General features: G+C 65.3%; 19 protein-coding genes. 10 read left to right on the top strand and 9 right to left on the bottom strand.

Features of this window, described 5'->3' with window-relative positions; translation table 11 throughout:
• Positions 1 to 12 precede the first annotated feature (12 nt).
• The 4 genes from A5791_RS02550 to A5791_RS02535 are packed head-to-tail and all read right to left on the bottom strand — an operon-like array spanning position 13 to position 3,950.
• On the bottom strand, positions 13 to 837 hold the full coding sequence (locus tag A5791_RS02550; protein ID WP_067230500.1) for an enoyl-CoA hydratase/isomerase family protein: 825 nt from the start codon (positions 835 to 837) through the stop codon (positions 13 to 15).
• Positions 834 to 1,946, bottom strand: a complete 1,113-nt coding sequence (locus A5791_RS02545) for a hydroxyacid dehydrogenase (protein ID WP_067230496.1) — start codon at positions 1,944 to 1,946, stop codon at positions 834 to 836. The genes A5791_RS02550 and A5791_RS02545 overlap by 4 nt, the downstream gene beginning before the upstream one ends.
• Positions 1,943 to 3,061 carry a TauD/TfdA family dioxygenase gene (locus A5791_RS02540; protein WP_067230492.1) on the bottom strand — a complete coding sequence of 373 codons (1,119 nt, stop codon included), beginning with the start codon at positions 3,059 to 3,061 and terminating at the stop codon, positions 1,943 to 1,945. The genes A5791_RS02545 and A5791_RS02540 overlap by 4 nt, the downstream gene beginning before the upstream one ends.
• Before the next feature lie 22 nt (positions 3,062 to 3,083).
• Positions 3,084 to 3,950, bottom strand: a complete 867-nt coding sequence (locus tag A5791_RS02535) for an HpcH/HpaI aldolase/citrate lyase family protein (RefSeq protein WP_082966698.1) — start codon at positions 3,948 to 3,950, stop codon at positions 3,084 to 3,086.
• Positions 3,951 to 3,985: 35 nt separating this feature from the next.
• Here A5791_RS02535 and A5791_RS02530 point away from each other — a divergent pair, with 35 nt between their 5' ends.
• Both A5791_RS02530 and A5791_RS02525 read left to right on the top strand, forming a co-directional pair.
• Positions 3,986 to 5,131 (top strand): acetyl-CoA acetyltransferase, encoded by a 1,146-nt coding sequence (locus tag A5791_RS02530; protein WP_067230488.1) that lies wholly within the window; start codon positions 3,986 to 3,988, stop codon positions 5,129 to 5,131.
• Positions 5,131 to 5,565: a Zn-ribbon domain-containing OB-fold protein gene (locus A5791_RS02525; RefSeq protein ID WP_067230484.1), complete on the top strand. Its 435-nt coding sequence runs from the start codon at positions 5,131 to 5,133 to the stop codon at positions 5,563 to 5,565. The genes A5791_RS02530 and A5791_RS02525 overlap by 1 nt, the downstream gene beginning before the upstream one ends.
• Here A5791_RS02525 and A5791_RS02520 read toward each other — a convergent pair.
• Positions 5,555 to 7,078: a class I adenylate-forming enzyme family protein gene (locus tag A5791_RS02520; RefSeq protein ID WP_082966697.1), complete on the bottom strand. Its 1,524-nt coding sequence runs from the start codon at positions 7,076 to 7,078 to the stop codon at positions 5,555 to 5,557. The two genes, A5791_RS02525 and A5791_RS02520, sit on opposite strands and share 11 nt — an antisense overlap.
• Before the next feature lie 107 nt (positions 7,079 to 7,185).
• On the opposite strand from A5791_RS02520, the gene A5791_RS02515 reads away from it, so the two are divergent.
• Complete coding sequence (locus tag A5791_RS02515) at positions 7,186 to 8,052, top strand: SDR family NAD(P)-dependent oxidoreductase (protein ID WP_067230478.1); 867 nt, start codon at positions 7,186 to 7,188, stop codon at positions 8,050 to 8,052.
• A gap of 7 nt (positions 8,053 to 8,059) precedes the next feature.
• On the opposite strand, the gene A5791_RS02510 is transcribed toward A5791_RS02515, so the two are convergent.
• Entirely contained in the window at positions 8,060 to 8,887 is an 828-nt protein-coding gene (locus A5791_RS02510) for an enoyl-CoA hydratase/isomerase family protein (protein ID WP_067230475.1), read from the bottom strand.
• Positions 8,888 to 8,950: 63 nt separating this feature from the next.
• Between A5791_RS02510 and A5791_RS02505 the strand changes: the two genes are divergently transcribed.
• From A5791_RS02505 to A5791_RS02475, 7 genes are all read left to right on the top strand, one after another.
• Positions 8,951 to 10,201, top strand: coding sequence for a hypothetical protein (locus tag A5791_RS02505; RefSeq protein WP_067230471.1), 1,251 nt, complete (start codon positions 8,951 to 8,953; stop codon positions 10,199 to 10,201).
• Between the two features lie 4 nt (positions 10,202 to 10,205).
• Entirely contained in the window at positions 10,206 to 11,012 is an 807-nt protein-coding gene (locus A5791_RS02500; protein ID WP_067230468.1) for an enoyl-CoA hydratase/isomerase family protein, read from the top strand.
• Positions 11,013 to 11,016: 4 nt separating this feature from the next.
• The gene (locus tag A5791_RS02495) at positions 11,017 to 12,276 is read left to right on the top strand and encodes an acyl-CoA dehydrogenase family protein (RefSeq protein WP_067230464.1); all 1,260 of its coding nucleotides are present in this window, start codon (positions 11,017 to 11,019) and stop codon (positions 12,274 to 12,276) included.
• On the top strand, positions 12,273 to 13,088 hold the full coding sequence (locus A5791_RS02490) for an enoyl-CoA hydratase/isomerase family protein (RefSeq protein ID WP_067230460.1): 816 nt from the start codon (positions 12,273 to 12,275) through the stop codon (positions 13,086 to 13,088). Before A5791_RS02495 ends, A5791_RS02490 begins: the two co-directional genes overlap by 4 nt.
• Entirely contained in the window at positions 13,085 to 13,885 is an 801-nt protein-coding gene (locus tag A5791_RS02485; RefSeq protein ID WP_067230457.1) for an enoyl-CoA hydratase/isomerase family protein, read from the top strand. Before A5791_RS02490 ends, A5791_RS02485 begins: the two co-directional genes overlap by 4 nt.
• Complete coding sequence (locus A5791_RS02480) at positions 13,882 to 15,345, top strand: class I adenylate-forming enzyme family protein (protein ID WP_067230454.1); 1,464 nt, start codon at positions 13,882 to 13,884, stop codon at positions 15,343 to 15,345. Before A5791_RS02485 ends, A5791_RS02480 begins: the two co-directional genes overlap by 4 nt.
• Positions 15,346 to 15,457: 112 nt before the next feature.
• Entirely contained in the window at positions 15,458 to 16,591 is a 1,134-nt protein-coding gene (locus A5791_RS02475; RefSeq protein WP_067230560.1) for an amidohydrolase family protein, read from the top strand.
• Between the two features lie 50 nt (positions 16,592 to 16,641).
• On the opposite strand, the gene A5791_RS02470 is transcribed toward A5791_RS02475, so the two are convergent.
• Genes A5791_RS02470 through A5791_RS02460 form a run of 3 tightly spaced genes read right to left on the bottom strand, consistent with a single transcriptional unit; the run spans position 16,642 to position 20,368 of the window.
• Entirely contained in the window at positions 16,642 to 18,213 is a 1,572-nt protein-coding gene (locus A5791_RS02470; RefSeq protein ID WP_067230451.1) for a class I adenylate-forming enzyme family protein, read from the bottom strand.
• Complete coding sequence (locus A5791_RS02465; RefSeq protein ID WP_067230448.1) at positions 18,210 to 19,412, bottom strand: acyl-CoA dehydrogenase family protein; 1,203 nt, start codon at positions 19,410 to 19,412, stop codon at positions 18,210 to 18,212. The genes A5791_RS02470 and A5791_RS02465 overlap by 4 nt, the downstream gene beginning before the upstream one ends.
• A complete protein-coding gene (locus tag A5791_RS02460; RefSeq protein WP_067230557.1) occupies positions 19,409 to 20,368 on the bottom strand; it encodes an acyl-CoA dehydrogenase family protein in 960 nt (319 codons plus the stop codon). Before A5791_RS02460 ends, A5791_RS02465 begins: the two co-directional genes overlap by 4 nt.
• Positions 20,369 to 20,374: the final 6 nt, after the last annotated feature.

Below are 20,374 nucleotides of genomic sequence, written 5' to 3'. Positions count from 1 at the left end.
GCCGTCTTAGCGCTACAGCGCTTTCCAATCCGGGTTGCGCTTCTCGAGGAAGGCCCGCGGTCCTTCGATGGCGTCCTTCGTCAAGGCAACCTTCATGCGGTAGTTCTCGGCGAGCAGTTCGGCCTCGTAGATGGGCAGCGAGAGACCCTTGCGCACGGCCATCCGCGAACCCCGGACCGCCAGTGGCGCATTGGAATTCACGATGCTTGCGATTTCCCACGCTCGCGTCATCAATGAGTCGTGCGCAACCACCTCGGTGAAGACGCCCAGGTCGTAGGCGCGCTGCGCGTCCAGTTGTTCGTGCTTGCCCATCAAGATCAGCCGCATCGCCACCGGCAGTGGCAGGATCCGGGCGAGCCTGACTCCTTCGCGACCGGAGGTCACGCCGATGCTGACATGCGGGTCCATCAACGTCGCCCGCTCGGACGCGACGGTGATGTCCGCGGTGGTCACCAGGTCCATTCCCGCGCCGCAGGCGATGCCGTTGACCGCGCAAATGATTGGCTTGGTCATCTGCAGCCACGGCGGCGTCGCCTCCTGCGGTGCGTCCCATTGCCGCATCGAGTTGAGAATGGGCTCGCCCTGGTTGTCGATCCCCGCGGCGTTCTCCATATCGTGGTCAGCCGCCTTGTTGACATCCGCTCCGACGCACAGGGCACGGCCCGCACCGGTGATGATCACCGTCCAGATATCCGGGGAACTTTCGATTTCCCCGTAGGCCGCGGCCAATTCGGCGATCATCTCGTCGTTGATCGCGTTGAGGACCTCGGGACGGTTGAGGGTCACGCATGCGGTGCGATCCCTGACCTCCACCGCGATCGTGTCGTACTGTGTCACCTGGTGCGACCCCCACTCTCCACGACTTTTTCCAAAGCCGTAGTGGCGCTGGGAAAAAGCTCGCTTGGACGGAATCCGAGGAGGTCATGGAATCTGTCGCAGTAGCGGGGCCAGACGTCGGGATTCAGCAAGCGTGGCGGCATACCGCCACCGAAGATCGTCCGCCACTGCGTTGCGGTGGCCACGGCGATGTCGCGTGCTGCCTCGACGGTGATGCCCGCGGTGTGTGGCGTTGCGATTACATTGTCGAGATGCAGCAGCGGGTTGTCCGGGCGCGGCGGCTCCTCGTGGAACACGTCGAGGCCCGCTCCCGCTATCCGTCCGTCGACTAGTGCATCGAGCAGCGCCGCCTCGTCGTGCACCGGCCCGCGCGCCGTCGTGATGAAGTAGCCGGTCGGCTTCATCATCGCGAACTGCTCCCTGCCGATGAGCCCCTCGGTTTCACCAGTTAGTGGACAGGTGACCTGGACGAAGTCCGAACACTCGAGCAGTTCGGCGAGTGCGACGACCCGCACCGCGCGCGCTTGTGCCCTGAGCTCGTCGACGTACGGGTCGAAGACCAGAACCTCCATGCCGAACGGCGCGCACAACTCGACGAGGCGACCTCCGATGGCCCCGAGCCCGATGACGCCGAGCGTCTTGCCCAGTAGCTGACTTCCCTTGAGAGCCAACCGATCCCTCAGTGGGCCTGCGCGCAGCACCCGGTCGGCGACGGTGATCCGCTTGGCCAGGTCAAGCATGAAGCCCAGAGCGTGCTCGGCGACCGCCTCCGCACCCGGGCCGGAGTTGTTGCACACCGCGATTCCGGCACGCGTGCACTCGTCCACATCGATGACGTCATAGCCGGCCCCGGCCGAGCACACGGCGAGCAGTTTTTTGCAACGCCGTACCAGCGCGGGCCCGGCCAGCCACTGTGCCCCGTCGGCGTATCCAGCCACGTCGGACCGGGTTGCCACCTGGTAGCCGTGCGCGGACTCCAATGCGGCCCAACACTTCTCCTCGGCTGCGGTCAGATCGAGCTTGACCAGGTCGACATCACCGACTTCCAGGATGTCGCCGGCAACGGGATCGGTCCACCGCTCGTAGACCAGACGCGGGCGAACGCTCACGTGTGCTTGACTTTGGGTTTGGCCTGCGCCGCCTTGAACATGTCGGCCAGTTCAGGGTTGACATTCTTGTAGTCGTTACGGGCTATCGTTCCGTCCCGGCCCTCGACGACGTCATAGCCCAGCCGCAGATCCTTGTTCTCCATGTGAAAGTACTCGCGGCCGATCGGCAGCCGCCGGTCTTTCCGCGGCACCTCCATCCATGCCCGCAGGAAGCAGCGGGCCTTTTTGGGATCGTTGCTGCTGACGAAGTCGGACCGGGAATGGCACATCGCGAAGTTGTTGGCTACCGCGGCTTCACCGGATTCCAGCCGGAACTCGACTTGCTGCTCGACAAGGATGTTGCGCAGCAGTTCCACCGCTTCAGTCTCCTTGGGCGTGAACTGACGGCCCAGCGCGTGCATGGCGGGAAGGATGCTGCTGTAGGTGAAGTTGATGCAGATCCGACCACCGATCTGGGAGAAGACGGGCACATCGTAGGGCGTCACGTCGGGCTGGTCATCGGGCTGTTCACTACGCCGATGATGCGGAAAGCCTCGGTAAAGCACGTCGAGCAGATCCGGACGTTCGGCGAGGATCCGGTTGTGCGCCGCGGGTCCGCTGGCGAACTGGCTCTCCCCGCCCTGAGCCGCCGGATACACGCACAGCAGGGAAAGGATGTCTGCGGCGTCGTTGTGCATGGCCAGCTCCGCGCGGGATTTCGTTCCGCGTGCGGGTTGCACACCGCCGGGCAGGATTTCCTCCTGCACGCGCACCATCCGGTGCCCGAAGGAGTTGTTCGACACAAGATATCCGAGGTGGGTGCAGAAGGCCCAGTAGATGCGTTCGAGCTCCTCGATCGAGTGCTGTTCGACGGGGAAACCGCGTACACAGGCCAGTCCCTTACCGAACATCAGATCCTGGTAGAGCCGCGCCAGATCGTCGTCAAGGTCTGGGTGCCGAGCATCCTCGGGCGTGATGTCATCCCGGTCCTTGTTCGCTGTCTTTGCCAGGATCGATTCCAGCGCAGCCACATTGCGGGCCGACAGGTCGAACGCGAAGTCTTCCTTACTGTTGAAGTCGGCGCCGGTCCACGCCATTGGGTCGGTGACGCGTTCGGTGTAGATGGCTGTCGGCATCGGTCCTCCTGTTGTAATGGCGTCACTCTCGCCTATCGATGTCACTCGGGTTTCCGCGGTGACCCTCCAGTCCACGGAGCGCCTGCGCACGGGCAGTAGCCGCTTCGGTCATCATCCCGACGTCGGTCCCCGCCGAGATGAATCGCAATCCCAGTCCCACGAACCGATTTAGCAGGTCAAGTGACTTTATTCCGGCTATGCCGAGCGCCACGCCGTGACTACGACAAGCCGCCGCCACCGAGTCTACTGCATGGTGGAAATGGTCATTCTCATACTGGCCGTGGATACCCATTTCGGCGGTCAGATCGCTCGGCCCGACGAGAATCATGTCGATGCCGTCGACCGACGCGATAGAGTCGGCAGCTTGGACAGCTGCCGGGGTCTCGATCATCACAGCCACGACCGTGCGTCTTTCGAGCAACTCCACCAATTGCGCCGCGGTTCGCGGTTGGTATCCACTGACCGCGTTGGGACCTGAAATGGACCGATGGCCGAGCGGCGGAAACCGCGCCGCGTGGACGACCTGCTCCGCCTCTTCCTTCGAATTAACATGTGGCACAATGACTCCTACTGCGCCTCCGTCAAGCACCCTGGCGATGACGCTGGCATCATGCGACGGCACGCGAACCAGGCCCGAGATCCCCGCGCCGACGGCGCTCGCACAAAGCATCTGCGCCGTATCCAGCGACGTCGGCGTGTGCTCGAGATCGACGTAAACGGCGTCGTATCCACATGCTGCCGCGACCGCGGGAACATCCGGGGTGCGCGAATTGAGCAGCGCCAGGCACAGTACCAGCGCTTCTCCCTGCAACGCGTCGCGCAGCGCTGTCGTCATAGCCTCACCGTAGCCGACCGAGAATAGCGTTTCCACATTCTCGTCAATGGCCATTTTCGGTGCCGACAGCGATGTGATAACCATGAGCTATGCCGTCGAATCGCGTCGCCATAGTAGGCGCAGCCCTGTCCGACTGCGGCCGGGTTCCCGACAAGACGGCCATGGCGCTGATGGCCCAGGCGTCGCGGCGCGCGGTCGCCGATGCCGGACTCACCAAGGACGACATCGAGGGTTTCGGCGGGCACGGGACGTTGCTTCCCCCCGTGGAGGTCAGCGAATACCTCGGACTACGACCGGCTTGGGTCGATGCGACCAATGTCGGCGGATCCTCGTGGGAAGTGATGGCGGCTCACGCCGCCTCCGCCATCGCGACAGGGGAAATCGAGGTCGCCCTGTTGACCTACGGATCCACCGCACGTTCCGATGTCAAGCGCGGGGTACGCGCGTCGGCTGCCGTGCTGGGCACCGGCGGTCCACTGCAGTACGAGGCGCCCTACGGCGGGACTTTGATCGCGAAGTACGCCATGGCGGCCAGGCGGCACATGATCGAATTCGGCACCACCGTCGACCAACTGGCGGAAGTCTCCGTCGCCGCTCACGAGTGGGCAGCCATGAACGAGAACGCATTTGAGCGCGATCGCATCACCGTGGCCGAAGTCGCCGCCGCACCGATGCTGGCCGACCCGTTCACCTCCAAGCATGTGTGCCTGCGCACGGATGGCGGCGGGGCCGTCGTGCTGGCCGGCGAACGCGTGGCCAAAGACTGCGCGAAGGAGCCGATCTGGATTCTCGGCGCAGCCGACGCGGCGTCACACGTCAGCATGAGCCAATGGCCCGATTTCACGACGTCGGCGGCGGCGCGTTCAGGTCCACGGGCGTTCGCGCAGGCCGGCGTCAGGCCGGCTGACATCGATGTGTGCCAGCTCTACGACTCCTTCACGTCCACAGTGCTGTTGACGGTTGAGGACCTTGGTTTCTGCGCCAAGGGCGAAGGCGGGCCTTTCATCGGGTCCGGCGCTCTTCGCCCGGGCGGGGCGCTTCCGACGAACACTGACGGCGGTGGCCTGGCCTCGTGTCACCCCGGTATGCGCGGAATGTTCCTCATGGTGGAGGCGGTGCGGCAGTTACGTGGAGAGTGTGGGCAGCGCCAGGTCAGCGGTGCCCGGCTGGCATGCGTCCACGCGATGGGTGGTTTCTTCACGCACAGCGCCACGATGATTCTCGGGAGGCAGTAGTGACGGGTCCTGACCGGCCCACGATCGACGCCGACAGCGAAGCGTGGTGGTCCGCCATCAAGGACCGCACGCTGATGGTCAACACGTGCCGGTCGTGCGGTCAGACATCGTTGTACGTCCGGCCCTTCTGTCCGCATTGTTGGGGTGAGGACGTGGAGTTGGCGTCGGCCAGTGGACGCGCACGGCTCTACACATGGACGCTCGTTCACCAGAACGCCGCACCTTTTGACGCGCACACTCCCTACGTGTTGGCGATGGTGGATCTCGAGGAGGGACCGCGGCTGATGACCGTCGTCGAGAATTGCCGCGCGGACGAGCTGCGCGCCGACATGGATCTGGTGCTCGCCTTCCGCAACGACGATGATGGGTTCGTCGTCCCGGTCTTTCATCCGGCTACCGAACCAGCGTCCGGGACAACGGATCTCAACGGATAGTGGCAAGGCGGTCGGCCACCAGCCGCCGCCGCCCGGCCGAGCGGGCATCGAGCTTGGTGCGGTCGACCTTGCCGTTCGCGTTGACCGGAAGCGGCTCGTCCCAGAACACCAGCTCCTCCGGCAGTTTGTACTTCGGCAGTCCCTCCGCGACGAGAGCCCGGGCGACTTCGGCCAGCGACATCTTGCTTTCGGGCTCGAGCACGACCGCCATGGCCAGTCGCTCACCGGTGGTGTCGTCGGCGACGGAGTAAGCGGCACACTCGCGGACTCCGGCTATTCGCGCGACCGCCTCCTCCACTTCGGCGGCCGGGATCTTCAGCCCGTTGCGAATCACGATGTCCTTGAGCCGACCGATGATCCGCACCCGGCCGTCGACGACCTCTGCCACATCGCCGGTGCGAAACCACTCACCGTCGAAGGCATGCCTGTCGTCCTCGACGTCGGTGTAACCGAGAAAAGTGTGCGGACCCTTGACGCAGCACTCGGTGGGTTCGGCCATGGATCCCACGCGCACATCGACGTCGCGCAGCGGCACTCCGTCGTCGGCATGGCGCACGTCTCGCGATTCGGTACGCAGGCCAGACGTGCTGACCGGGATCTCCGAGGACCCGTAGGCGCGCATCACCACGATGCCGAATTCGTCTTCCACGCGTTCGACGATGCGCCGGTCCAGCATCGTGCCGCCCAGATATACCGCGCGCAGCGGGACGACAGCATCGCGCGCCATGGCCTCGTCGAGCATCCGGTCCAGCAGCCGATCCGGGCCTCCGTACCAGGTCGCACCGGAGGCGACCAGCAGCTCGCACGTCGCCGACGGGTCCCACCGATCCTCGAGAATCACCGGTACCGCCAGCATCGGAGCGATGAACAGCGCCTGCAACACCCCGGTGACCGAGGCCAGCGGACTGATCAAGAAGATCCGGTCGTCCACACCGAGGCCCGCCGCGGCAATGTAGTTCGCCGAAGCCTTGGTCAACGTGCTCAGCGAGTGGATCACGCCTTTGGGGCGAGACGTCGTACCCGATGTGTAAATCACAACGCACGGCTCGTCGGCCGGGCGCGCCGGGGCCAAAGGCTGGGCGGCGCCCGTCCGGCCGCTGTTGTCCAGGTCGATCCACCGACAACGCCCGGACAGTTCCGTCTCGGTGATCGGCGTGCAGTTGGGCGCCGCGCCGAGCCGCGCTCCGGTGCGGTTGACGAGGTCGGCGAGCTGCTTTGGCCCGGTGCTTCGCGGCACGACCAGCACCACCGCATCGACTCGAAGCGCAGCGTGAACGGCCACCACGGAGTCCACGTCGTTGCCCGCTACCAGCACGACCGCGCTGCCCGGAACCACGCCGGCATCCACCATCGCCAGAGCGGCCGCATCGATGCGCTGGTCCAGCTCACCGTAGGTGAGTTCGGCGCGTCGATCCGCCACAGCGAGCCGGGTGGCGTGTCGCGCCGCGGCGACGCGCACCACATCTACCGGCTCCGCCTGCCAGAGACCGGCCGCGCGGTACCGCGGCCGCAGCGCTTCGGCTCGCCGGTGCGCATACCGGAGCAACTCAGCCGGGCCAGTCATGAGTGTCCTCCGATGCAAATGCCTGCTCTCGATTAGGTAAATGTAACCTCTCACCCATGCAGTCAATGACTTTCGACAACCAAGTGGCCATCGTTACCGGGGCCGGCGGCGGACTGGGCCGCTGCCACGCCCTGGAACTCGCCCGCCGTGGCGCCCGGGTCGTCGTCAACGACCTGGGTAGCTCGGTGGACGGCAGCGGGGCGTCGATATCGGCGGCCCAAGCCGTGGTCGACGAGATCACCGCGGCTGGGGGAACCGCGATCGCCAACGGTGACTCGGTGGCCACCGAGGAGGGTGGCGCGGCGATCGTGGCGGCCGCGATGGATGCCTTCGGGCAGGTCGACGTGCTGGTGAACAACGCGGGGATTCTGCGCGATGCCGCCTTCAAGAACATGACCGCCGAACAGGTCGATGCCGTCATCGCGGTGCACCTCTGCGGCGCGTTCAACGTGACGCGCGCGGTGTGGCCGGTGATGCGGGAGCAAAACTACGGCAGGATCGTTCAGACGACTTCGGGCACTGGTCTTTTCGGTAACTTTGGTCAGGCCAACTATGGCGCCGCGAAGATGGGCCTCGTCGGCATGATGCATGTTCTCGCCATCGAGGGTGCACGAAACGGCATCGCGATCAACGCGATCGCTCCCATCGCGCGGACCCGAATGACTGAGAACATCATGGGTGACGCCGGAAAGGCCATGCATCCGGAACTCGTCACTCCCGTCGTGGTTTACCTCTGTCATCGGTCCTGCGACCGTACCGCGCACATCTACTCTGTGGGCGCAGGGAAGGTGTCACGGGTGTTTGTCGGAGTCACCAAGGGAATCGAGGACACGTCGTTGACTGCGGAATCGGTGGCATCGTCGATCGACGAGATCGACGACAGCGCCACATTCACGATTCGCGGCGGACCGGCCGCGGACTGAGATTCGGTCAGCGACCGAGAAACTTGGGTTTGCGGCGTTCGGCGAACGACGCAAGTCCCTCTTGGAGGTCAGCGGTGCGCGACACCACTTCCTGGGCCCAGGCTTCCTGCTCGAATGCGCGACGTCGATCTGATTCCGACGACACCGACAACAGCCGCTTGGTCAGTGTCAGCATCACCGTTGGACCCGCGGCCAGGCGCACTGCGAGCTCCTCGGCGACCGCGTAGGTCTGCTCCGGTGCGGTCACGCGATTGACCAGTCCGAGCTTTTCACATGTCGCAGCGTCGACCGGTTCACCGAGCATCAGCAGCTCGGTCGCCCTGCGCAGGCCGACGATTCTCGTCAGAAGGTGGATGGCGCCCGAATCCGGAAGGATCCCCCGGTGCACGAACGCCTCCACAAGCGTTGCCTCCGTTGACATGACGACGAGATCGCATGCGAGCACCAGGCTGACGCCGGCACCGGCAGCGGTACCCTCGACCGCGCCGATCACGGGTTTGTCGCAGTCCAATATCGACGCAACCAATCGCTGCCAGCCCTGCTGAAGCATGCGAGCGACGTCACCGGCACGTTTTTCGGCGAGGGGCTTCCGTCGCGGGTCAGCGTCCGCCATCTGTGGCGCCAACCCTGCTCCGGCGCAGAAGTGCCGGTCACCGGCCGCGCTCAACAGCACGGCGCGCACATCGGGCTGGTCGTTGGCCCGTGTGAATGCCTCGGTGAGCGCGTCACGCGCCAAGGGCGACAACGAATTTCCGACATCCGGACGGTCGATGATGATTCGTTGTACTCCATCGTCACCGACGGCGACACCGATGCCCGATGCTTCTTCACTCATATCCACTCACCTGTCGTCGCCCTGCGTTAACGGCGTTTCCGCTTTTCGGGTATCTTAATTTCCATGCCGGAGACCGGTCACATTACCGATGAGGGATTGGCTCGGTTGCGCGCCACCATCGGTATCGCCGTTCCCCATACGCAGCCACCGCACTACTTTCGACCCAACGAGGACAGCTTCCGCCACGTGGCGGAAAGCTACGGCGACGCCAACCCGCTTTGGACCGATCCGGAGTACGCCGCCAAATCCGTTTGGGGCGAGTCGATCGCACCGCCCGCGCTCGTCGGCGGCGACACGTTGGTCGGCGAGGACGAGGTGACCACGCTCTCCGACGAGGACCGCGCGCTCACCAAGGGCGACCCGTTGCGTGGCGTCCACGCGTTCTATGCCTCGTCGTCGCGCGAATGGTGGGCGCCGCTGCGTGCGAATCATCGGGTCTTCCGGCGCAACGCCCTCGTCGCGGCGCTGGACAAGAGCAGTGAATTCGCCGATCGCGCCGTCCACGAATGGTCGGCCCAGGTGTTCCGCGACGACGAGGGCGTCATCCTGGGCGGCCAGTACCGCAACATGATCCGCACCGAGCGCGACAAGGCGCGCGGACGCAAGAAGTACGAGGCCGTCGAACCGAAGTCATGGACGGCCGATGAGATTGCCGAACTCGACGAGAGATACGCGCGCGAGTCACCGCGCGGGGCCGAACCCCAATGGTGGGAGTACGTCAACGAGGGCGACGACCTCGGCCCATTGACCAAGGGCCCGCTGACGGTCACCGACATGGTCTGCTGGCACGTCGGCATGGGAACCGGGATGTACGGCGTGCGGCCGTTGCGGCTGGCATGGCGCAATCGGCAACGCATTCCACGTTTCTACACGCTGAACGAATACGGTATCCCCGATGTGCAGCAGCGCGTGCACTGGGACCCGCAAGCAGCCCGCAACGCGGGCAATCCGACCACTTTCGACTACGGCCGCATGCGCGAGACGTGGCTTATCCACCTGTGCACGGACTGGATGGGTGACGACGGCTGGCTCTGGAAGCTCGACTGTGAGTTCCGGCTGTTCAACTACGTCGGCGATCTGCACACCATCACCGGCAAGGTCGTGAGCAAGTACCTCGCCGAGGATGATCGGCCGGCCGTCGACCTCGAGCTGGCGGCGACCAATCACCGTGGTCAGGTCACGACCCCCGGACACGCCACGATTCTGCTGCCCAGCCGCGAACACGGACCCGTCCGGTTACCCGATCCGCCCGGTGGGGCGCGCAACCTCGCGGACCTGCTCACCGCCGTTTCGGCACAGTTCGCCGAGCGTTGAGGCCATGAGTTACGACAGCGTGCCCGGCCTCTGCGCAGAACAGAAGGGCCCGGTCCTGCACCTGACGTTGGACCGTCCCGACCGCCGCAATGCCGTCAACGACGTGATGCTCGACGCGATGATCGCGCATCTGGCCGCCGCAGGCATCGACGAGTCGGTGCGTGTCATCCGCATCGACGCCGAGGGACCGGACTTCTGCGCGGGGTCCGACCTGATCGCCAACAACGCTCGCGCCGAGCGCAAGCCGAGGGTAGGCAGCACCCAGCGCAGGCTGCCGAATAAGGCAAACAGGTTTATCCCGTTGATGCTCGAGACGCAGGTGCCCATCGTGTCGGTGGTACGCGGCTGGGCCGCCGGTTTGGGGTTCCACATCGCGATCGCCTCCGATTTCTGCCTTGCCGCCGACAACGCGCGCTTCTGGGAACCCTTCATGGCCCGCGGCTTCACCCCGGACAGCGGGGCGACCTGGCTGCTGCCCCGGCTCATCGGAATGGTCCGCACGCGGCAGCTCTTGATGCTCGGCGAGGAGATCTCCGGAGCCACCGCAGCCGAGTGGGGCATTATCCAGGCGGCGGTTTTCGACGACCAATTGAACGCAGCGGCAACCGAACTGGTGACCAAGCTGGGCGATGCGCCCACGGTGGCACTGGGTCTCACCAAGTGGCTGCTGCACAGCGGCAACGGACTCGACATCGACCGGCACCTGCAGAACGAGGCCATGGCACTCGAGTTATCCAGCCGCAGCGAGGATTTCAAAGAGGGGTTGGCGGCGTTCCGGGACAAACGCGACGCAAAGTTCCAGGGGCGCTGAAAACATGACAGCACTGCCGATCACCGATGCCACCAGCGTCGCCGACGCCGTGGCCACGGTGCAGCGTTGGGTCGTTGCAGAGGTGCCCGCCTCCTGGCGCATCGCCGCCGCCGAGAGTCCCGCTGCGCTACGGGCGGTGCGCAGCCCCGCGGACTACCAGCAGTGGTATCCGGCCTTCGCCGTGTCCGGTCTTGTCGTACCGACGTGGGCGCGCGAATACGGCGGACTGGGTGTGGGCAACGAGGTCGCGCGAGCGATCGATGAGGCGCTGCGACCGCTACGGCTGTACCGGCTCAATCCTTTGGGGCTCAACAACGCCGCCGCAGCGCTGTTCAGCCACGGCACCGAAGAACAGCGGCTGCGCTTCCTGCCTCCGATTGTGCGCAACGAGGAGAAGTGGTGTCAGCTCTTCAGCGAGCCAGGAGCCGGCTCCGACCTGGCGTCGCTGGCCACCCGCGCGGTTCGGGACGGCTCGGCGGAAGACGCAGACTGGCTGATCTCCGGACAGAAGGTCTGGACCACCTGGGCCGACCAGGCCGATTTCGCGATCCTGCTCGCGAGAACCGATCCGGAGGCGCCCAAGCACAGGGGCATCACGTACTTCCTGCTCGATATGCGTCAGCCGGGCGTCGTTGTGCGACCACTGCGTCAGATCACCGGCGAGGCGGAGTTCAACGAGGTCTTCATCGACAACGCGCGCGTCCCCGACGCGCACCGCGTCGGAGAGGTCAACGATGGCTGGCGCGTCAGTGCATCGACGTTATCCACTGAGCGGCAGATGGTTTCGGGATCCGGGTCGGGAGGCATGGGCCGGCTGGGCGGCTCCGGCGCCGACCGCCTGATAACCCTGGCACAGGAGACCGGCAGGTGGGACGACCCCGTCATTCGCAACAAGGTCATGCGGCTGTGGGCGCAAGAACAGATCCGCGGCTGGACGAACGCCCGTGTGCGCGCAGCACTTTCCGCCGGCCAGTCGCCGGACGCCGCGTCGTCGATCGGCAAGGTGCACCAGGCTGCATTGAACCAGCAGATCCAGGACCTGATGGTCGATCTGCTGGGGACGGACGCGATCGCCTGGCCGGCCACCGACGACCCGGACTCCTTGCCGCGCGACGTCCACGGCATGATGCGCAGCCTCGCCAACGGCACCGAGGGCGGCACCACCGACATCAACAAGAACATCCTGGGTGAGCGCGTGCTCGGGCTGCCCAGGGAGCCGGATCCCTGGAAGGGCAAGCCCTGGAAGGACATTCCGCGCTCGTGAGCACGTACCAGCGCCTGGTGGTGGAAAGGACCGGCGGCATCGGCTGGCTCATCCTGGACAGGCCGGACGCCGGCAACGCGTTCGACTCGTTGATGCTCGACGAGCTCGAGTCCGCCTGGGCCGACCTCGACGCCGATCCCGACGTCCGAGTAATCGTCAACACGGCCAACGGCAAGGCATTTTGCACCGGAATGGACGTGGTGCAGGTGGCGCGCGACAAGCAAGCAATGCGCCGGCATTCCCGCCGGACCAGGGATGCCGAGCTGAAGATCTCGTCGTGGCACTGCCAGGTGTGGAAGCCGGTGATCGCAGCTGTCAACGGTGTTTGCGCGGGCGGCGGTCTGCACCTGGTGGCCGACGCCGACATCGTGATCGCGGCCGAGCAGGCATCGTTCGTCGACCCGCACGTATCGCTCGGCCAGGCCGTCGCCTACGAGGCAATCACGCTGCTTCGCAAGTCACCGATGGAGACGATCACCCGGATGGCGTTGAGCGGCAACAGTGAACGCATCTCCGCGCAGCGTGCCTACGAGTTGGGCATCCTGTCCCAGGTGGTGCCGGCCGATCAGCTCCGCGAAGCAGCGGGCCGGCTCGCCGCCAGGATCGCCACTAATTCGCCGACCGCGATGCGCGCCACCAAGGAGGCGCTGTGGCACTCCCTGGAAGTCGGCATGACGCAGGCCCGCAACGATGCCGCCGACGAAATCTGGCGGCTGCGTAATCACCCCGATCACGGTGAAGGCGCAAGGGCGTGGCACGAGAAGCGCACGCCGCAGTGGCAACCGCTGTCGGACGCTTTGGAGGTTTCATGACGTACCAGAGGCTGGTGGTCGAGCGGCGCGGACCAGTCGGCTGGATCATCAACGACCGGCCGGACCGCCTCAATGCCTTCGACGCTGTGATGCGTGACGAATTCCCCAGAGCCTGGGCCGAATTGAACACCGACTCCGACGTTCGCGTCATCGTGCACACCGGTAACGGGCGGGCTTTCCAGGTGGGAGCCGACGTCGCGGAGCTCGAAGGCGAGGCCGTGCTTCAGTTCCAGGAGACCATGCGCACGCTGGACCTGAAGTTGACGGCGTGGCACTGCAACGTCGAGAAGCCGGTCATCACCGCCGTGAACGGGGTTTGTGCGGGCGGTGGATTGCACTGGGTGGCCGACGCCGACGTCGTGATCGCATCGTCGGATGCGAGCTTCGTCGATCCGCACGTCTCCATCGGTCAGGTCAGTGCCCTGGAGACCATCGCGCTGATGCGCAAGATGCCCGCCGAGGCCGTGCTGCGGATGGCTCTGGTCGGCAGCCACGAACGGCTCAGCGCCCAGCGCGCATACGAACTCGGCATGATCAGCCAGGTCGTCGACCCGCCCGAGAAGCTGCGCGAGGTCGCCCAGGCGCTCGCCGAAAAAATCGCCCGGAATTCGCCCGCGGCGATGCGCGCCACCAAGCGCGCGCTGTGGGGCGCACTCGAACATGGCCTCACTGATGCATGCCGCGAAGGTGCGAAGCATCTGACATCGATGTGGGGGCATCCGGATCAACGCGAGGGTCCCCTTGCGTTCGCGGACAGGCGAACTCCGAACTGGGCTCCGCTAGAGGCTGATTCGTGAGTCTCGCGGAGTTACTGGACGGCCTGCCCGACGTCGCGGTACACATGCTCGGCGCCTCAGTGTCGCGCGACGAGCTCGCGGCCAGCGCCGAACAACTCGACACGATGCTGGTAAAGAGCGGACTCGCGGCGGGACAGGTGGTCGCCGCGATGCTGCCCAACGACGCCACGACCATCGCCGCGCTGTTCGGCACATGGCGCGCCGGTGGCGTGTACACACCACTGAACCCCAGGGCGGCCGATGCCGAAATCGTGACACAGGTGGAGACATTGCGCCCCGCCGTCGTCATCACTGCTCCTCAACTTGCACAACGATTCTCGGCGTTTCGCCTGCCGGTCATCACCGGTGACTCGCTGAGATGGGCAACAACCGCGTCGCCGGACCACACCGCCGTCCTGCGGCGCTACGACGACTCCTACGACCAGGATGTCGCGCTGCTGCAGTTCACGTCGGGCACCACCGGTCCGCCGAAGCCGGTGCCCCTTCGCCACAGCACGGTGCTGGATCTGATCGACCGGCTGCTGCTCAAACTCCGCGGGACGAAAGCTGTTACAGACCAACCGAAGCGGCCCCCCATGCCGAATCTGGTCCCGTTGTCGTTGTCCCTGTGGGCCGGTATCTACCAGGTACTGTTCGCCTTCCGGGCGGGGTCGGGTGTCGTGCTGATGGACCGGTTCTCCCCGTCGGATTTCGCGGCGCTGGTCAAGCAACACAAGCTGCGCTCAACCGTGCTGCCACCAGCGGCGCTGACCATGGTCCTGCACGACGACTCGGTCCACGACCTATCGCCGCTGAAGATCGTCCGGTCGATCACCGCCCCCCTTTCGCCGGTACAGGCGGCCCGTTTCCGGGACAAGTTCGGGGTTATCGTGCTGAACTCCTACGGCCAAACGGAACTCGGCGGCGAGGTCGTGGGCTGGTCGGCCGCCGATGCGCGCGAATGGGGCGACACCAAACTGGGATCGGTCGGGCGGCCGCTGCCGGGCATCGACGTCACGATCGTCGACGACGAGGTGATGGTGCGCACGCCGACGACGGCCGCCCGCAAAATCGATCCAGCCTTCCTGGACCGCCTCACCCACGACGGTTGGTTTCACACCGGCGACCTCGGCTGGTTCGACGACGACGGCTTCCTGTGGCTCGACGGCCGGGTATCGGACATGATCAACCGCGGTGGCCTGAAGGTGTTTCCGGGCGCCGTGGAGGACGTCCTGCTGGCCGCCGATGGTGTGCGGGAAGCCGCCGTCGTGGGGATACCCGATGAACGGCTCGGAGAAGTGCCGTGGGCCTTCGTCGCGCGTCACCAGGATGACCCGTCGGAGGAGGATCTGATCGCGTGGTGTCGCGAACGTCTGACGCCTTACCGGGTTCCCGTGCGCGTGGTCTTCGTCGAGCAGTTGCCCCGCAACGACGTCGGCAAGGTGGTCAAGCGCGAACTGGCAGCATTGGCCGGCGAGTGACCCTTCTAGGTCTGGATACCACCGTTCTGCTAAGTTGAGAATCAATATTCTCAGTAGGTTGGAGGTGCGGGTGAGCGGCAAGGCATTGGAAGTGTGGGACGCCGACAACCACATGTACGAAACCATCGACGCCTACACGCGGTATCTGCCGGAGAAGTACTCCGAGGCGCTGAAGTTCATCGACGTCAACGGCCGCAAGAAGCTGCAGATCCTTGGTGTGGTCACCGAATGCATTCCGAACCCGACTTACGAGGTCATTCCCACCCCGGGCGCGTGGGCCGATTACTACCGCGGGATCAATCCGGAGGGCAAAACGCTGCGGGAACTCGCCGACCCGATCCGCTGCCCGGACGAGTTCCGTCGTCCTGACCTGCGCCTGGCGTTGATGGACCGCCAAGGTGTCAACGGCGCCGTGATGTTTCCCACCACGGCGGGCATGCTCGAGGAACGCACAAAGTCCGACACCGAGCTCACCCATGCTGTCACCCACGCCTTCAACCGCTGGCTGCTCGACGACTGGACGTTCAATTATCAGAACCGCATCTTCGCGGTCCCGGCAATCTCGCTCAACGATCCCGCAAAGGGCGTCGAAGAGCTCGAGTGGTGTTTGGACAACAGTGCCAAGACGGTGCTGATCCGTCCGGCGCCCGTCCCGCGGGAGGACGGTACGTCGCGTTCACCGGCATTGCCGGAATTCGACGAGTTCTGGAGGCTGGTCGAGTCGGCGGGCATCTCGGTCCAGATGCACAACTCCGACGCCGGCTACGATCGCTACCTCTCTGATTGGGAGGGCGGCGACGAGTTCCAGGGCTTCCAGCTGACGAAGTTCCGCGGCTTCATCTACGAGGAGAGCCGCCACATCTTCGACACCCTCGCGGCCTTCATCGCACACGGGGTATTCGAGCGGTTTCCGGGCTTGCGAATCGGTGTCGTCGAGAACGGCGGGTCGTGGGCTCACCGGCTGATGGATGTGTTCGATCGGGTGTACCGCAAGAAGCCGCGGGAGTTCAGCGAGCATCCCTGCGATGTCTTCCGCAGGCATGTGTGGGTCAACCCATTTCACGAGGAGGACATGTCGCACCTCATCGACATTCTCGGTGCGGATCGCGTGATGTTCGGGTCAGACTTCCCGCATCCCGAGGGACTGGCCGACCCTGCGGGTTTCGTCAAGGAGCTCGAGGCCCTTCCGGCGGCGACCACGGCGCGAGTGATGGGCGGCAACCTCAAAGAGCTCATCGGCGTCTAATCGGGTTCGACTGCGGTCCTCACCCGCATGTCGAATCGAATTGTGGGACATTACGTTTGGCCCCCGAACCGGGCACGCAATTCGGTCTTGAGCACCTTGCCGGTGAGGTTGCGGGGCAGCGCATCAACGATTTCGAGCCGTTCGGGTGTTTTGTGCTTGCTCAGCCCTCGCGCTCTACAATGTTCGGAGACCGACGACAGCGTCACCGTTGCGCCGGCGCGCACGACGACGACGGCGCAGACGCGCTCCCCGGTTCGCTCATCGGGCACGCCGATGACCGCGACGTCGGCCACCGCTGGGTCGGCGGCCAGTACGCCCTCGATCTCCAGTGCCGAGATGTTCTCCGCATTGCGGATGATCGCATCCTTGATTCGTCCGGTCACGACGACGTTTCCGTCGTCCTCGATGCGGCCCAGATCGCCTGTGCGGAACCAGCCGTCGGCGTCGAACGCGTGGGCATCCAAGGAGGCGTCGACGTAGCCGAGGAAGCACTGCGGCCCCTTGAGGCGCAGCTCCCCCTCCACCCCGCATTCGACCTGCCGCTCCGCTTCGTCGACGACTCGCACCGACACGCCCGCCACCGGCGGTCCGACAGTGCGGTCGAGGACATCCGGTGCAGCCTCCGGCGTCTGCGACGTGGCTACGGGAAACTCGGTCAAACCCCAGGAATTCGCGGCGCCGTTGACCGAAAAGGTCTGACGCAGTTGGTGACCCAACTCCGCGGTGATCGGGGCACCCCCGCCGACGCATCCCCGCAGATCGGGAAAGAGCGGCTCGGCGCCGTGTGCCCGCTGTGCCGCCATAAACGCGACGAAGAACGGTGTCGCGCTGCCCAACAAGGTCGGCCGATGCGCCGCGATGGCGATGGGGGTCTCGACAGGATCGAACACGTCGAACAGCACCAGCCGCATGCCGGTACGGAGAGCCGCGGCGAGCATGGCGGCGCCTCCTATGTGCGAAACCGGGAACGCGATCGGGTTGATGTCGCTGCTGGAAGCGCCGACGATGCCCACAACCCCCGCCGAGCCGGCGATGACCGAGCGGTCGCAGTGCCGTGCGCCTTTCGGCGCCGCCGTCGTGCCCGACGAATAGTAGATCCAGCGCGAGTCCTCGCTGCTCCTAGGCGGCTCAGGCAGCGCCTCGGGCGAGCCGGCAGGCAGCCGAAGCCCGCCGGTGATGGGCGCGGCGTGGTCGACGACCACGATGGACATCGGCCGCGCAACGGCACGTTCACCAGCGAGCTGATACGCGAGTGCGGCGTGGTCGAAGTTGCGCCACACACCCGGAACAATGATGACGTCGGTAGCGAGTTGCGTTGTCACAAAGCGCAGTTCGCTCGCCCGCCAAATCGGTAGCACCGGGTTCTGAACTGCGCCAAGACGTGTCAGTGCCGCCATGACGACCATCGTCTCCAGGGTGGTCGGCAGTTGCCATGTCACCACCGTGCCCGCGCCTATTCCCCGCTCGGCCAGCGCCGCCGCGCACGTCAGCGCCGATTCCCGCAGCTGTGCGCAGGACAGGCAGCGCCCATAGTCATCGGCGAGGACCACCCGATCCGGATGCGCTCGAGCTGCGGTCTCGATCAGGGACCAGTAGGTCTGCGCAGCGGGATGAGGGGTCACCGGCTCGGCAGGTGCAGTCGGCGTTTGGCGAGGATGTTGCGCATGATCTCCGAGCTGCCACCCGATATCGTGTAGGCGCGCGACCACAGCCAGCATTCACGTAGCCGTTGTTTGGCCTGCGCTACATCACGGTTTGCCGTCCCGCCGACTGTCGCATACGCTGCCAGCTCCGCCCCATAGGCCGCGACTCGGTGATATGTCTCGGCAAAACTCAACTTCGCGATCGAGCCGTCACCCGGTTGTTCGTCACCCATTGTCAGCCGCTCCACGTGGTCGTCGATGAACGCCTTGGCCACTTCGACCTCTACCGCCAACTCGGCCACCTGCTGGCGGATGTCGCCGGACTCCAGGGCCGGCGCGCCGTCGACATGGACGTGGCGGGCCACGGCGACCAAGTCGTCGATCAACAATTCCAGCAGGATGACGTTGCCGCCGATGCCGAACCGTTCAAAGTCCAAGCCCGCCATGATGATCGACCAACCTTGGCCAACCTGACCGATCAGGCTGCCGGAGTCAAGCCGAACTCCGGTGAGGAAGACCTCGTTGACTTCGATCGCATCACCGATCGTGCGGATCGGGCGAACCTCGACACCGTCCGCAGCGAGCGGCACGGCGAAGATCGAGAGTCCGTGGTGGCGCGACGAAGTCGGATCAGTGCGGATCAGGGCGAGGCCCATGTCAGCCCAGTGTCCGTCGGTAATCCAGATCTTGTGGCCGTCGACGAGCCAGCTGCCATCGGCTTGCGGCGCACCGCGGGTGCGTACTGCCGCGATATCGCTGCCGGCATCGGGCTCGCTGAGCAGCTGGCACCAGACGTGCTCGCTGCTCCGGATCGGTGCCAGCAGCGTGCGCTTCTGCTCTTCAGAACCGAAGTGCAACAAGACGTGTGCGGCCAAGTTGACTTGGTCGACGGGCCGTGGTGCGCGAGCGCGCAGAATCTCCTCGCTCACGATGCGGTCATGCAGTGGGTGGTAATCGGTGCGCCCACCGTATTCGACCGGCCAGTCCGCGCCGGTGAACCCCGCATCGAACAGGCTGGCAAACCACTTGCGAAGCAGGGCTTCCTGTTCGGCGGTTTCGGGGGCGCGGTGGCCCTCGCGCGCTTCGAACGCCGGTGCATGTTCGGCGATGTGTGCCCTGACCCGACTCCTGAATTCGGACAGCTGTGCGCGTGAAGGTCGGTTCCCGAAAACGCTCACCAGCCTGACACCTCCGCCAGCAGCGCCCGACTCGACCGCGCCGTGCCTATCAGCTGAGCGTTCGTGAAGACACGACGAAGTTCGAAGTGCAGCGGGTACTCCCAGGTGAATCCGATGCCGCCGGACAGTTGCATGCAGTCGTCCACGGCGGCAGTGGCTTTGGCCGCTACGAACGCGTGCGCCGCCGCCGCCAGCGCGGTCGCTCTTTCGTCGGCGACGGCAATTGCACGCGCCGCCCTCATGACTACGGCGCGTGCTTTGACCTCGAAGAGCAGTAGCTCTACCAGACGGTGCTGAATCGCCTGGAAACTCGCGATCGGCGCACCGAACGCGACGCGCTCCTTGAGATATGCCGTCAGCCGTTCAAGGGTCATCGATACGGCGCCGACAGAATCGGCCGCGACGAGCAACCGAGCCACGGAGATCAGCTCGTCCGCCCGTTCGCGCGACCCGATCAAGGCGCTGGGCGCGTCCGCGAGATCGGCCCGCCATACCGTTCTGGTGACGTCGAGCAGATCAGCATCCAACGTGAACCGTGCGGGATCCAGGTCGCAGAACAAGTGAATCCCGTTGCGCGCCAGAAGAACAACTACATCAACGTCATCGCCGCGGATGACCCGTACGGAGTCGTCGAAGGTCGAAAAGCCCGCCGTCGCAGTGCCGGCGAGCAAGCCGGGCAGTAACAGTTCCCTGACCTCCTCGGGCGCCGAGGCGAGTGCCGCGGCGGCCATGGTCGTGCCAAACCACGCCGACCCGTCCTGTGCTCGCCCGAGTTCCTCGGCCACAAGGCATGTCTCGACAGGACGCCAGCCTGCGCCACCCATCACCTCATCGACGAGCAGCCCGGTCCAATCCATCGCCGCGAGGTCCTTGACAGATCCCTTCTCAACGCGTTCGGCCAGAAACTCCCGCGCCGACACTCGCAGTAGGTCGAGGTCGACCTCGAAATCGACCACGCCTGA

This window comes from Mycobacterium sp. 852002-51163_SCH5372311, from assembly GCF_001667115.1.
In the GTDB taxonomy this organism is placed as follows: Bacteria; Actinomycetota; Actinomycetes; order Mycobacteriales; family Mycobacteriaceae; genus Mycobacterium.
This window is presented reverse-complemented; position numbering and strand designations above follow the sequence as displayed.

What these genes read in the sequence shown, in the direction of transcription:
- A5791_RS02540 (WP_067230492.1), bottom strand. Translation starts at nt 3,061, where the DNA reads ATGCCGACAGCCATCTACACCGAACGCGTCACCGACCCAATGGCGTGG.
- A5791_RS02535 (WP_082966698.1), bottom strand. Translation starts at nt 3,950, where the DNA reads ATGGCCATTGACGAGAATGTGGAAACGCTATTCTCGGTCGGCTACGGT.
- A5791_RS02530 (WP_067230488.1), top strand. Translation starts at nt 3,986, where the DNA reads ATGCCGTCGAATCGCGTCGCCATAGTAGGCGCAGCCCTGTCCGACTGC.
- A5791_RS02515 (WP_067230478.1), top strand. Translation starts at nt 7,186, where the DNA reads ATGCAGTCAATGACTTTCGACAACCAAGTGGCCATCGTTACCGGGGCC.
- A5791_RS02510 (WP_067230475.1), bottom strand. Translation starts at nt 8,887, where the DNA reads ATGAGTGAAGAAGCATCGGGCATCGGTGTCGCCGTCGGTGACGATGGA.
- A5791_RS02505 (WP_067230471.1), top strand. Translation starts at nt 8,951, where the DNA reads ATGCCGGAGACCGGTCACATTACCGATGAGGGATTGGCTCGGTTGCGC.
- A5791_RS02500 (WP_067230468.1), top strand. Translation starts at nt 10,206, where the DNA reads ATGAGTTACGACAGCGTGCCCGGCCTCTGCGCAGAACAGAAGGGCCCG.
- A5791_RS02495 (WP_067230464.1), top strand. Translation starts at nt 11,017, where the DNA reads ATGACAGCACTGCCGATCACCGATGCCACCAGCGTCGCCGACGCCGTG.
- A5791_RS02485 (WP_067230457.1), top strand. Translation starts at nt 13,085, where the DNA reads ATGACGTACCAGAGGCTGGTGGTCGAGCGGCGCGGACCAGTCGGCTGG.
- A5791_RS02475 (WP_067230560.1), top strand. Translation starts at nt 15,458, where the DNA reads ATGTACGAAACCATCGACGCCTACACGCGGTATCTGCCGGAGAAGTAC.